Origin of the sequence: Propionivibrio limicola (genome assembly GCF_009469695.1) — a bacterium.
Lineage (GTDB): Bacteria > Pseudomonadota > Gammaproteobacteria > Burkholderiales > Rhodocyclaceae > Propionivibrio > Propionivibrio limicola.
Window position 1 is genome coordinate 262443 of the sequence record NZ_SSSR01000002.1, and the last position, 12508, is coordinate 274950.

Genomic DNA, 12508 nt, shown 5'->3' on the forward strand with positions numbered 1-12508 from the left:
GTTAAAACAAGGTTTCCGGGATTATAGTCCTCGCATCCGTCGCAGGGCTTGTCGCCCGGCCACCAGTCAGGATGGCGCCGTGCTTTTTTCCTCGTCCCGGGCAAACAGCGGGAAGAACAGCCGGTCTTCGTGCAGCATGTGCTTGGCGACTACCGTATTGACGAGGAATTCGATCAGTTCGCCGATGGGGACGTGCGCCTGTTCGTAGCGGCGGCGCAGGGCGATCGCCTCCTTGACGAGCTTCTGGTGCTCGCGCACGTGGTGTTCCAGCCCGTCGTAATGCGCGTCGCGCAGGATTTCCTCTTCGTCGGCGAAGTGCTTGATGACGTGCCCGAGCAGCGCGTCGAAGGCGTGGTCGAACGCCTCGGGGTGTTCGGCGCGGGTCAGCGTGGCGTCGAGCAGGGCATTCGACAGCCGGAACAGTTCACGGTGTTGCTGGTCGATCAGCAACTGGCCGCAGTTGAAGCCGTGTTTCCAGCGCAGATGGATGATGTGGTGCCGGTCGTCGCCGAACGCCCCGCTGTCGAGCGTTTCGTTTTCCGCGGCCAGCGGCGCTGGCGAGTACAGGACGACGCGGTTGCGTCCCGCTTTCTTGGCGCGGTACATCGCTTCGTCGGCCTGGCGGAGCAGATCCTGCTCGTTGTCGCTGTGATCCGGGTAAAGCGCGACGCCGATGCTCGATGAGATTTGCAGGGTAGTTCCCTCCGCGGTGATGAAGGGAAGTTGCAACTCGCCGCAGATTTTTTCGGCGACCTGCAACGCGTGACCGATCTCGTGCACATCGGGCAGCAGGGCCACGAATTCGTCGCCGCCGATGCGGGCGCACGTGTCCGACTGGCGCAGACTGCCATGCAGGCGTTCGGCGACGGATTTGAGCAGCCAGTCGCCGGTATCGTGTCCGAACTGGTCGTTGATCGGCTTGAACTGGTCGAGGTCGATGAACAGCAAGGCCACCCGGTAATGGTCGCGCTTGGCGCGGGCGATCTGTTGCGGAATGCGGTCGAGCAGCAGGCGGCGGTTGGGCAGGCGGGTCAGCGGGTCATAGAACGCCAGTTGGCGAATGGCTTCCTCGGCGCGTTTGCGCTGCGTGATGTTGCGCGTGACGCCGATGACGTAGGCGGGCTTGCCGGTGGCGTCGGCATGCAGCGTGCTCACAACTTCGGTGTGGATGATGTGGCCGTCCTTGTGCGGCTGGTCGATTTCGGTGACGACCAGTGTGTTGCCGCGGTCGCCGGCGTTCCAGCGGGCGATGGTGTCCGCCAGGGCGGCCATGGCGCGCTCGGCTGATTCGGGCGTCACGGCGGCCGACATCGGTTCGGCCATGACTTCCTCCGCGGTGTAGCCGCGCAGTTCAAAGACGGTCGGGCTGACGTAAGTGAAGCGTCCGCTCGCGATGTCGAGAATCCAGATGACGTCGCCGGTGTTTTCGGCGAGGAAGCGGAACTTGCTTTCGCTTTCGCGGAGGGCGGCCATTGCTTCTTCGCGGGCCGTCATTTCGCGCTTCAAGCGGCGGTTGAGACGCACCATGGACATGGCGATGAGAAGCGCCAGCGCGCTGACCGCCGCCGCGATGCCCAGCCCGATCAGCCAGCGGCGGCGCTCCCCGTTCATTTCCTCTTTCGCGTTGTCGATATAGAGGAACCCCTCGAGCGAGAAATCCTTCGCGAGCAGGCCGAGTTCGGCGTAGGTTTTGATGATCTGCCGCCAGCGGTCCGTGTGCATGTAGCCCATCGGAATCAGGTCATGGCTGATCAGCGGACGCATGCGTCCGGCTTCGAACAGCAGGAATTCCCGGCTGTGCGGCGAGTGGTATTTTTCCCGGATGAGGCTGGCGATCTCCTCCGGATGTTCCAGCGCGTATTCCCAGCCTTTCAGACTCGCTTCGCGGAACGCTTTGACCCGCGCCGGGTTCTTGCGGATTTCCGTTTCCGAGGTGAACAGGTTGTCGCCGTAAAAGTCGATGCCGGCCGAGCGCGGCGAGAGGGCGATATAGGGCGTGTAACTCTTGTCGAGATAAAACGGTTCGGTCGTGCTGTAGCCGCTCATCGCATCGACGCGGCCGAGAATGAGGTCGTCGGGCGAGAAGGAGTGCGTGTCCCAGCGGATGGTGTCGACGGACACATTCTCCCGGCGCAGGTAGGCGAGCAGTTCTTCGGAATGCGGCTCAAGCATCACCCGCTTGCCCTTGAGGTCGTGCACCGAACTGATGCCCGAGTAGACGTGCGCGTACAGCATCAGCGGCGAGTGCTGGAAAATGACGGCCAGCGCGACAACGGGCTTGCCCAGGTGGCGATCGAGCAGTAGCGAACTGTTGCCGACACCATGGTTGGCGCGGCCGCTCAATACCTCATCGACGACATTCGTTGTCGGCGTACCCTCAACGAGGCGAACGTCCAGCCCGGCCTCGCGGTAGAACCCCTTCTCCTGCGCGGCGTAGTAGCCCGCGAACTGGAACTGGTGTTGCCATTTCAGTTGCAACGTGACCGGCGTGAGATGGTCGGCCAGGGCTGATGACGGGCCGAAGGCGGCCATGATGGCCAGAAATGCCAACTGGGCCATTGCGGAGACCAAATGACGGAAGCGGGAGCGCGAGGCATTGTCAGAAAGCATAAAAACCGGTTTCCGCAGCGGGCAGGTGGGCGTGACGTGGCGATTATCCTCCAGGCCATGTTTTTTCGTCAGTCCGAATGCGTTTTTGCCAGCGGAAGCGGTCCCTCAGCCCGAAGCTGGCATAGCTGAGGATGGTCGTGCCCACCAGACCACCGCCCCAGATGAGCCCGATGAGCAGCCAGTCGACCGGGCCACCGGCATCCGTAAAGCCGGAAACGGTGACATAAGCCATCAGCCACAGCGCGCCGAATCCGCCGGCAACGCCGATCAATTCGCAGCGAACGAGCCGTCGGCTCGACAGGCCTTTTTCCCGGAAGATGACCCAGGCGAAGGTGCCGAGGCCGAAAGCGGTCAGAAGAATCAGCGACCAGAACAGCCACGGGCCCATCATTTCAACGAGGACAGCGTAAAAAACCATTGGGTCGAGTGCTTTCATGGCTGCTCTCCTCAAGCCTTGCCGCGCAGCATGGCGATGTAGGTTGGTTTCAGGGCGATGGTTTTCATGACCCAGGTGATCCACAACTCTTCGAGTGGGGCGATGACGCCAGGGAACGACGGCACCAGATTGTCCTTATAATCGAATTCGACGAGCATGGCGCGGCCGAGGCGGGTGATCAGCGGGCAGGATGTGTAGCCGGTGTAGATCAATTCCGGCGTCGTGCCGGCGATTGTGGCGACGAGGTGGTCGACAGCGACCGGCACCTGCCATTTCACGCTGGCGGCTGTTTTTCCCTTGGGGACGCCAGCCACATCGCCGACGCCGAAGACGTTGGCGAAGCGTTTGTGTCGCAGGGTGCCTTTGTCGACTTCCATCCAGCCGTCGGCGGCGAATGGCCCGTCCCGCCAGGCGAGCGGGCTTTTGCGCACGACGTCCGGGGCGCGCATCGGCGGGATGACGTTGATGAAGTCGTAGCCGATTTCCGCGTTGCCCGTCGGTGTGGCGAAGGTGGCGCGGCGTCTGGCGGGGTCGATTGCGGTCAGCACATGCTCGTGGCGAATGTCGACGCCCCGGTCTTCATAAAGCATGCGGACTTTTTCGGAGACGATGGGTATGCTGAACAGCGTCTTGTTGTGGGCGGCGTAGATGATTTCCGCCTTGCCGCGATTGCCGCGCCGGCGCAGGTGATCGTCGGTGATGAACGTGTGTTTGATCGGCGCTCCGGCGCATTTCATTTCGGTCTTGGGGCGGCCGAAGAGGCCGACGCCACCCTTGTCGGCAAAGTCGGAAATGGCTTTCCAGGTCGCGTAGGCGGCGTCCGGTCCGGCATAGACACAGCCCAGACCGTTCTTGCCGATCAGGGCCGGGTCCATGCCGGTAATTCCCGCGAAGTCGAGCTTGAGTCCGGTGGCGACGATCAGGAAGTCGTAGCGAACGATCTGTCCCTTATCCGTGACGACCCGGTTGCCGGCCGGATCGAATTCGACGATCGATTCGGGAATCCACTTGACGCCGGGGGGAATGTAATCGGCCGTCGCGGAGACGGTATAGCCCGGCGGTTTGAGTCCGGCGGCCACGAGTGTGAATCCGGGCTGGTAATAGTGTTCCTTGCGGGCATCGCAGAGGACGATTTCGGCTCCGTCGAGTCGTTTTGCCAGTTGCGCTGCCGCAGCCAGTCCAGCGGCGCCGGCCCCGGCAATAACGATGCGGGCCTTCGTCTTTGTCGGTTCGCTCGCCTCGCTTTGCTGCGCGTGCATGCAGAGCGCTGTTCCCGCCAGCAGCGGGAACAGCTTCAGAAAGTCCCGACGTGAGCAGTCCTTGCAACTATTGGATTGGAGGTTCTTCTCCTTGCTGGATTCCTTTCGTTCGCTGAACGTCATGGCATTCTCCCTGCCCAAGATTGTTTTTGAAGTGAGTCCTGAACCACGATGACGCCTCTTGCGCGCAGGCCGCAAAACCGCGCGAAATGGCGTAGTCGAAGCCTATTTCGGGGATGGTGCGGATTTCCTTGCGGCCGTGGATTTCGCGCAAGGCGCGGCGGTTGCTGGTGATGTGTTGCGCGTCGCTTTCTTCGTGCAGCAGGAGCAGTGGCGATTCGAGCGAGCGCAGATAGAGCACGCCGGCCAGGTCGATCAGTCCGCCGCGGCAGACGATGGCTGCAATGTCGTGGTCGCGCAGGGCGGCGACCCGGATGACGACCGGCGTGGTCGAATTGGCGGCAAACAGGCCGACCGGTTGCAGTTCCATTCCACCGAGCAGCATCTGGTGCTTGAGCAGACCAAGAAAGTCGAGCAGGCGGCGGGCGAGCAGTGGCACGTTGTTGTGGATGTCGGGGAAATGTTCTTCCTGACGGGCGAGCAGGTCGAGGTTGAGCGTCGACAGCCCGGCGTGCCGCAAAACGCTTGCCAGGATCTTCTCGCGCCGGTCGAGCGAAAGCCCCGCGTGGGCGAGAACGACAATCCCCGGCGCCTGCGGCAGCAGCGCCAATTCCCCGTGCAGCAGGCCGTGTTCGGAGGGAACCGATACCGGGCTGCCGGCGCTGTCGGTGGTGAAATCGAACATTTTCCTAGCGGCGCGCCAGCCAGACTGGAATGCGCCGGGAGCCGAACGGCTTGCCGAACTTGCCGAAGCGCCCGGCAATCGGCGTCTGGCAGTGCGGGCAGCGGCCGTCTTCGGGCAGGTCGTAGCGCCGGATTACGTACCAGTCGCGCACGATCAGCGCGGCGCCGCAGGTCGGGCAAAACGTGGTGTCGCCTTCGGTGTCGTGCACGTTGCCGGTGTAAACGTAGTGCAGCCCGGCGTCCATGGCGATGTTGCGCGCGAGGGTCAGCGTCGACGGCGGTGTTGGCGGCAGCTCGTCCATTTTCCAGTCCGGATGGAACGCGGAAAAATGCAGCGGCACGTCCGGCCCCAATTCGTGCGCCACCCAGTCGGACAGCGCCTTGATTTCGGCAGCCGAGTCGTTCTGGCCGGGAATCAACAGGGTGGTGATTTCCAGCCAGCAGTCGGTTTCGTGGTGGATGTAGGTGAGCGTGTCGAGCACCGGTTGCAGGTGTCCGCCGCACAGCTTGACGTAAAACTCGTCGGTGAAGCCCTTGAGATCGACGTTGGCGGCATCCATGACGGCGAAGAATTCCTTGGCCGGTTCGGCGTGAATGTAGCCGGCGGTGACGGCAACCGTGTTGATGTTGCGCAGGTGGCAGGCTTCGGCCGTGTCGATGGCGTACTCGGCGAAGATCACCGGGTCGTTGTAGGTGAATGCCACGGATTGCGCACCATACGCGACGGCCGCTTCGGCGATGCCTTCCGGGGTCGCGGCGTCCATCAACCGGTCCATGTCCTTCGATTTGGAGATGTCCCAGTTCTGGCAGAACTTGCAGGCCAGATTGCAGCCGGCCGTGCCGAACGAGAGGACCGACGAACCCGGGTAAAAATGATTCAGCGGCTTTTTCTCGATCGGGTCGATGCAGAAGCCCGACGAGCGGCCGTAGGTGGTCAGCACCATTTGTCCGCCGATATTTTGCCGGACGAAACAGGCGCCACGTTGCCCCTCGTGCAGCTTGCAGTCACGTGGGCAGAGATCGCACTGGATGCGGACGGGCTTGCCTTCCTCGATGGGCAGAGGATGCCACCAGCGCCCGGGGTGCGCTGATTCGGGCGTTTTCATTTCTCTTTCCATTTCTGCACGCCGTAGCGGGCAAGGGTGATGCGGTTGTCCCAGAAATCAGGCGGTAATCCGGCCTTACGCTTTAGATAGGCCATGAATTGACACGGTTCCGGTAACGTCTCCCAGACTTGCGGCAGAAAAGTGGCGCGGCGACGCCCAAGGCAGAGAATCAGGCCGTCGACGCCCGGGCACAACTGGGCGAGGGCTTCCGTTTCGTCGGCAAATTGCAGCGTCTGGGGAGTTTCGAGCAGTGAGACTTCAACCCGCGTCTGGGGAAGTTCGTCCTGGCGCAGCGGCTCGAAGCGCGGGTCCTGAAAAGCCGCCGCATACGCATTTTCGGCGACGTCGGTCGCCAGCGGCCGGTGCGCTTCAAGGCTGCCGATGCAGCCGCGCAACTCGCCGTTTTCCATCAGCGTCACGAAGGTTGCGCCCGGCTGCGACAGATCGGGATGCGGCGTCACTGTCTGGCATTTCATGCCGAACGCTTTTTCGATGGCGTTGCGGGCGATGGTGAGCAAGGCATGTCCAAGCGGGTCAATGGGCATGTTGGTTGCCTCCATGCGCGGGTTCGACAAAGGCAAAAGCTCCGTAGCCGACGACGCGCGATTTGTCTCCCGAGGTGTCGCCGGAGTTGCGCAGGTCGAGCTGGACAGCACGCAGACCGTGTTGGCGGGCGGCCAGCAGAAGCCCGTTGACCGGGGTCGCTCCGCACGCCTGGTAGTGGTTGATCGTCGGGCAGAAGTTGAGGATACGCTGCGCCGTCTGGGTGTCGATCTGGCGTGCATCCTCGTACGAGAGATAGTGCGAGAGATCGGAACTGACGACGATCAGTGTTTCGTCGCCGCCCCAGAGTCGTTCGATGACTTCGTTGACTTCGAACGGCGAGGCTTGGCCCACGGCGAGCGGTACGAGCGAAAAATCGTCGAGCACCGACTGCAGGAAGGGCAGCTGAACCTCCAGCGAATGTTCCAGCGCGTGTGCCTCGTCGCTCAGCACGACTTGCGGCAGGTCAGAGATCGCCTTGATGCCGGCCTTGTCGATGCGGACGGTTCCGAGGGGGGTCGAGAAGGCGTCGTACGATGGCACCGCCAGACCATCGACGGCGACCCGGTGCGTGGGGCCGAGCAGGATGACGCGCCGCACAACGTCGCGCACGCCTTCCAGAGTGGCGTAAACGCTGGCCGCGATCGGTCCCGAATAAACATAGCCGGCATGCGGGGCAATGATGGCTTTCGGGCGGAGCCGCGATTTCGCAGCCTTTTGCCCGGATTCCGCAAACAGTTGGGTGATTTCACCACTCAGAAAGCCACTTGCGTCGGGATAGAACAGCCCTGCCACGGCGGCAGGTCGAATATGCATGGCCATAACGTGGTCCCTCCTCGGCTCAATATATGAAACGGGGGAGGGCAAAACAAGGCACATCGCTTGTTGCATCCTCGTGGTTCCGCCGACGGGTAATCGCAGGTAAATATTTTTCTACAAACGGTTACGAAAAAACTGAACGTATGTAACAGTTTGCATGCATCCCACGCCATAAAATTTCTGCCTTGATGTCCCGTGCCGATGATGGCCGGGCGTGGTTTCCATCAGAATTGTTGGTTGTTCTTTGGGATTATTGGAAGGCGCAAATAATGTACTCAGTTGTAAGCCGATGGACCGGAGAAGTCTTGGCGAAAAATCTGACCTTGGATGCCGTTGATTCCTGGATGGACAGGCATAGAGCAAGATATGGCGTTTTTCGCACCGTCGGGATGACGGTGTTCGTTGTCGATGCAAAGTAGGTGAGCCGGTGAGTAGTGGGCGGCGCGACAAATCCCCTTGTTGCCGCTCATTGATTTGGCGCATTTGCAGCGCAGTCGCCTTGTTTCTTCCGCCAGACGGCCTTATGAGTGCCTGCAAATATGAACTTGTTTAAGTTGGTCGAGGCGGTCGGTGTCTTCGCCTTCGCACTTTCCGGCCTTATCGAGGCGCGACGGCGCGACATGGATCTGGTCGGTTTGTTTGTCGTCGCCTTGGTGGCCGCTTTTGGCGGCGGAACGCTGCGCGACCTGCTGCTCGATCGAACGCCGCTCTTCTGGATCGAGCACGATATCTACGCCATTGCGATCCTGGGATTGGCGACGTTTTTTGCGCTTGTCCCTGCCACGGGACGGTTTCCACAGAGCTTTCTGCTCATTGCCGACGCGCTCGGGCTTGGCTTGTTCAGCATTGCCGGCGCAGGCTATGCGCTGGAGGCCGGCACCTCGACATTCATCGCCGCGTTGATGGGAACCATCACGGGCACGTTTGGCGGCGTCATCCGCGACGTGCTATGCAACGAGCTGCCGTCCCTGTTTCAGCAAACGCCCCTCTATGCGACCTGCGCCTTTGTCGGCTGCTATTTCTATTTCTGGCTCTCTCATTTGCCGCTGCCCGGCGATGCCGCCGCGTGGATCACGATTGCCGGCATTACCGCGCTCCGTCTGGCGTCCGTGCGCTGGAACTGGGTTCTACCTGTTTCCCGGCATTGATTGAAACGCCAATGGGGGGCTGTCGCCCGCCCGTTCAGCCGTTTGTGAGTCTTTCCCCAGTCCCCTTGGGCAAGGCTGTTAGCAACGCGTGGATAACTCGCGTAGCTCATTGTCGCGAAAAGGTTTTTTTGTGGTGCCTGAAAAATGGGCAGCGTTGTTGTGTGGCTTCTGCCGGACCGCCGAGGATTTGTACTTGTACAGGGTGGCGTGGAGGCAAGCGATGGGCTGCGTCGAAAGCCTGCCCAAATTAGCGGGGCTGGATTGGGTTGTACCGGGCTTAGCCTTTTCAGAATGACGGGCTGCTTGATGGATGACGCGTCAAAAACAAAAAAGCCCTTGATAAACAAGGGCTTTTTTGTTGTTTTGGCGGAGACGGAGGGATTCGAACCCTCGATACACGTTTTAGCGCGTATGCTCCCTTAGCAGGGGAGTGCCTTCGACCTCTCGGCCACGTCTCCGGAAGGGCGCGATAATAGCCTTTCTTTTTTGTCCGGTCAAATAAAAACGTCAGTTGGCTTTCTCAAGGCCGAAGGCTTTGTGCAGGACACGAACGGCCAGTTCAAGATACTTTTCCTCAAGGACAACGGAAATCTTGATTTCGGACGTGGAAATCATCTGAAGATTGATACCTTCCGCGCCGAGTGCGCTGAACATTTTGCTGGCAACGCCTGGGTGGGAGCGCATGCCAACGCCAACGGCGGAAACCTTGCAAATCTTGCTGTCACCGGTGACGCCTCGTGCTCCCAGCTTGGAGGTTGTTTCTTTCAGGATGGCTTCAGCTTTGCCGTATTCCCCGCGATTGACGGTGAAGGAGAAGTCCGTGGTTCCGTCATGGCCGATGTTTTGGATGATCATGTCGACGTCGATATTGGCGTCGGCGATCGGGCCGAGAATCTGGTAAGCGATGCCGGGGCGGTCGGGGACGCCGAGCACGGTAAGCTTGGCTTCGTCACGATTGAAGGCGATGCCGGAGATGATCGGTTGTTCCATTTGCTTGTCTTCCTCAACGGTTATCAGTGTGCCTTCGCCTTCATCCTGGAAGCTGGAGAGCACACGCAGTTTGACTTTGTATTTGCCGGCGAACTCGACGGAGCGGATTTGCAGGACCTTTGAGCCAAGGCTGGCCATCTCGAGCATTTCTTCAAAGGTAATTTTGTCGAGCTTGCGTGCGTCCGGTTCAACCCGGGGATCCGTTGTGTAAACACCGTCTACATCGGTGTAAATCTGGCACTCGTCGGCCTTGAGCGCGGCGGCCAAGGCTACGGCTGAAGTGTCGGAGCCGCCGCGGCCAAGTGTGGTGATGTTTCCCCACTCGTCGGCTCCTTGAAAACCGGCGACGACGACAACGTTGCCGTCGGCGAGATCGTCACGAATTCGCTTGTCGTCAATTTGAAGGATGCGTGCTTTGGTGAAGGTGCTATCTGTCAAAACCTTGACTTGAGGGCCGGTATAACTTTTCGCCTTTAGCCCTTCTTCCTGTAAGGCCAGGGCGAGGAGCCCGATAGTGACTTGTTCGCCGGTCGATGCAATGACGTCAAGTTCGCGAGGCGCGGGGGAGGGCGAAATTTCCTTGGCCAGGGCGATCAGGCGGTTTGTCTCGCCGGACATGGCGGAGGGTACGACGATGATGTCATGGCCTTGTGCTTTCCACCGGGCAACCCTTTTGGCGACGTTCTTGATACGTTCTGTCGTTGCGACCGACGTCCCGCCGAATTTTTGAACTATCAGAGCCATTCAAAATCCAAGTGTTGATTACGAAGGAGCCAGATTTTACAGCATGGGCTTGAAACGTAAAGGTCTTTCAGGGATTCGAAGAGCACGGTGAAGTAGTCATTCAGTCTTATTAAATGCCACTTGCAATTGCTCGTATGATTATTCTATACTTCTTCTGCTATAACGAAAGTTATATATAGAAAGTCGTGGAGACCGGGGTTCATCAGGTGTTTCTGCGAACGAATCTGGGGCGAAATTGTTGCATTAAAGCAAGCCGTCGACGGCGAAACTCCTTGAAAGGACTGACATGAACACCACTACCAAAACTGCAGAGAAGATCGAACCGCGCGAGATTCGGCGCAAACTTGGTTTGAATCAACAACAATTCTGGTCGAAGATCGGCGTGACCCAAAGTGGCGGATCGCGTTATGAAAGCGGGCGAAATATGCCACGTCCCGTTCGCGAGTTGCTTCGTCTTGTCCATGTCGAACAAGTTGATATTCAGAAGATCAAGCGTGATGACGTGGATGTCGTCGAGTATCTGAAGAGCCAGGATCCTGAGCTTTTCAAGAGCTTGAAGAAGAGTGCGAAGGCTTGGCGGAAGACGGTTTAAGCGGCGTAAGTCGTCGCTGAGTTTTTATGTTGGGAATGTGGCTTAGAGACTGACGGTTGTTTTGATGCCCAACTGATTGATCTGTCGTGCCAAACATTCGAGGCTATCCGCAGGCAATGCGGATAGCCTTTCTTTTTGTGGTTGCATAGAGGGGCGGGCGAGTCCGTAGAGGTGGACGCCTTGAATCTTTCCCGCGAAGGTGGAGAGCAGGTCAAGGTAAGCCGCAATTTCGTGTTCGTTCGGCGCGTTGCCGTCAATGGCAAACAAACAGGTTTGTATCCACGTCGGCGCCAACGCACAGCACTGTTCGAGCGATTTCTTTGTTTTTTCGACCGAGACGCGAATTCCATTAACGGTTTCGATCCCGGCCGGTGTGGCGCGGTCCAGTTTGAACCACACTTCTCCTCCCATGGCGCCGATTCTCGAAATGCCGGCTTGCACTGCGGGGCGGTGAACGAGGCTGCCGTTGGTAATCAGGCGGATTGGCAGTTGTTTCTGTAGTCCGAATTCATGGATGACCCTTTCAACGCGTTCGACCGCTTCGGGGAATTCGCATGCGCTCGTAGGTTCGCCGTTGCCTGAAAAGGCAATGTCAACAAGTCGCCGGTATTCCGGAGGGGTGTTGATGGACAGGTAGTCGCCGTTGATGACTTGGCTGACGAACTGTCTGAGTTCGTTCTCCAGAAGGTCGAGATCGACCGGGGGAGGGCCACCACGGGTGAGATTGGGGACTTGGCAGTAGATGCACGCCCAGTTGCAGGCGTTATTGACGTTCAGGTTGATGCCGATCGACAATCCACCGGCGCGTCGAGAAACGACCGGGTAAATGTATTTGAGTCCTGCGCTGTCGCGGCTATGGTTTTGGGTATTCAGCATGATCGACGTTCGGAGGTGGCGGTGCTGTGTGCAAAAAAAGGCGGCCGATGGGAATGATATAATCCAGCGCTGCCTTTCTTCTGGATTTTTTTCACATGTTCGTCACTCGCCGCCTTGAATTCGATGCGGGTCATCGCATCCCCGACCATCTGAGTCAGTGCCGGCATTTGCATGGACATCGCTATGCGATCGAAATCACCCTTCAAGGAAATATCATCGCTGTGCCCGGCGATCCGGCGAATGGCATGGTAATGGACTTCTCCGAGATCAAGTCGCTGGCACAGCGGCATCTTGTTGATCTCTGGGATCATTCTTTCCTGGTGTATGAGGGGGATACGCCGGTTGTCGAGTTTTTGCGCTCGATGCCGGGCCACAAGACGGTTGTCCTCGACTGTATTCCCACGGCTGAGAATCTGGCCGAAAAGGCATTCGCGATCCTCGACGAGGTCTACCACGATTCCTACGGCAATTACTTGCGTCTGGAGCGGGTGCGTCTGTTCGAGACGCCTAATTGCTGGGTGGATGCGGTCCGCAAATAGGTTCGCTCTCTTCCGGCTGGATGCGTATCGCTGGCCTTCTCT

12 protein-coding genes and 1 tRNA gene are annotated in these 12508 nt (G+C 59.3%); 3 read left to right on the forward strand and 10 right to left on the reverse strand.

What is annotated here, in order from left to right; all coding sequences use genetic code 11:
• Positions 1–66 precede the first annotated feature (66 nt).
• The 7 genes from GH659_RS03195 to amrB are packed head-to-tail and all read right to left on the reverse strand — an operon-like array spanning position 67 to position 7574.
• On the reverse strand, positions 67–2610 hold the full coding sequence (locus GH659_RS03195; RefSeq protein WP_153109299.1) for a diguanylate cyclase domain-containing protein: 2544 nt from the start codon (positions 2608–2610) through the stop codon (positions 67–69).
• A gap of 43 nt (positions 2611–2653) precedes the next feature.
• Positions 2654–3046, reverse strand: a complete 393-nt coding sequence (locus tag GH659_RS03200; protein WP_153109300.1) for a DUF5368 domain-containing protein — start codon at positions 3044–3046, stop codon at positions 2654–2656.
• An 11-nt stretch (positions 3047–3057) separates the two neighbouring features.
• Positions 3058–4428 (reverse strand): NAD(P)/FAD-dependent oxidoreductase, encoded by a 1371-nt coding sequence (locus GH659_RS03205; protein WP_246167673.1) that lies wholly within the window; start codon positions 4426–4428, stop codon positions 3058–3060.
• A complete protein-coding gene (locus GH659_RS03210; RefSeq protein WP_153109301.1) occupies positions 4373–5110 on the reverse strand; it encodes a dienelactone hydrolase family protein in 738 nt (245 codons plus the stop codon). The genes GH659_RS03205 and GH659_RS03210 overlap by 56 nt, the downstream gene beginning before the upstream one ends.
• A gap of 4 nt (positions 5111–5114) precedes the next feature.
• The gene (gene amrS / locus GH659_RS03215; protein ID WP_153109302.1) at positions 5115–6215 is read right to left on the reverse strand and encodes an AmmeMemoRadiSam system radical SAM enzyme; all 1101 of its coding nucleotides are present in this window, start codon (positions 6213–6215) and stop codon (positions 5115–5117) included.
• On the reverse strand, positions 6212–6760 hold the full coding sequence (gene amrA, locus GH659_RS14760; RefSeq protein ID WP_170285809.1) for an AmmeMemoRadiSam system protein A: 549 nt from the start codon (positions 6758–6760) through the stop codon (positions 6212–6214). Before amrA ends, amrS begins: the two co-directional genes overlap by 4 nt.
• A complete protein-coding gene (amrB, locus tag GH659_RS14765; RefSeq protein WP_343030083.1) occupies positions 6750–7574 on the reverse strand; it encodes an AmmeMemoRadiSam system protein B in 825 nt (274 codons plus the stop codon). Before amrB ends, amrA begins: the two co-directional genes overlap by 11 nt.
• Positions 7575–8116: 542 nt before the next feature.
• Between amrB and GH659_RS03225 the strand changes: the two genes are divergently transcribed.
• Positions 8117–8725: a trimeric intracellular cation channel family protein gene (locus GH659_RS03225; protein WP_153109303.1), complete on the forward strand. Its 609-nt coding sequence runs from the start codon at positions 8117–8119 to the stop codon at positions 8723–8725.
• Positions 8726–9089: 364 nt separating this feature from the next.
• On the opposite strand, the gene GH659_RS03230 is transcribed toward GH659_RS03225, so the two are convergent.
• Together GH659_RS03230 and GH659_RS03235 are read right to left on the reverse strand one after the other, a co-directional pair.
• Positions 9090–9183, reverse strand: a tRNA-Ser gene (locus GH659_RS03230).
• A 49-nt stretch (positions 9184–9232) separates the two neighbouring features.
• The gene (locus tag GH659_RS03235) at positions 9233–10459 is read right to left on the reverse strand and encodes an aspartate kinase (protein WP_153109304.1); all 1227 of its coding nucleotides are present in this window, start codon (positions 10457–10459) and stop codon (positions 9233–9235) included.
• Between the two features lie 286 nt (positions 10460–10745).
• Here GH659_RS03235 and GH659_RS03240 point away from each other — a divergent pair, with 286 nt between their 5' ends.
• A complete protein-coding gene (locus GH659_RS03240; protein WP_153109305.1) occupies positions 10746–11051 on the forward strand; it encodes a helix-turn-helix domain-containing protein in 306 nt (101 codons plus the stop codon).
• Between the two features lie 42 nt (positions 11052–11093).
• Here GH659_RS03240 and GH659_RS03245 read toward each other — a convergent pair whose 3' ends face one another.
• Positions 11094–11927, reverse strand: coding sequence for a radical SAM protein (locus tag GH659_RS03245; RefSeq protein ID WP_153109306.1), 834 nt, complete (start codon positions 11925–11927; stop codon positions 11094–11096).
• A 95-nt stretch (positions 11928–12022) separates the two neighbouring features.
• Here GH659_RS03245 and queD point away from each other — a divergent pair, with 95 nt between their 5' ends.
• A complete protein-coding gene (queD, locus tag GH659_RS03250) occupies positions 12023–12466 on the forward strand; it encodes a 6-carboxytetrahydropterin synthase QueD (RefSeq protein WP_153109307.1) in 444 nt (147 codons plus the stop codon).
• Positions 12467–12508: the final 42 nt, after the last annotated feature.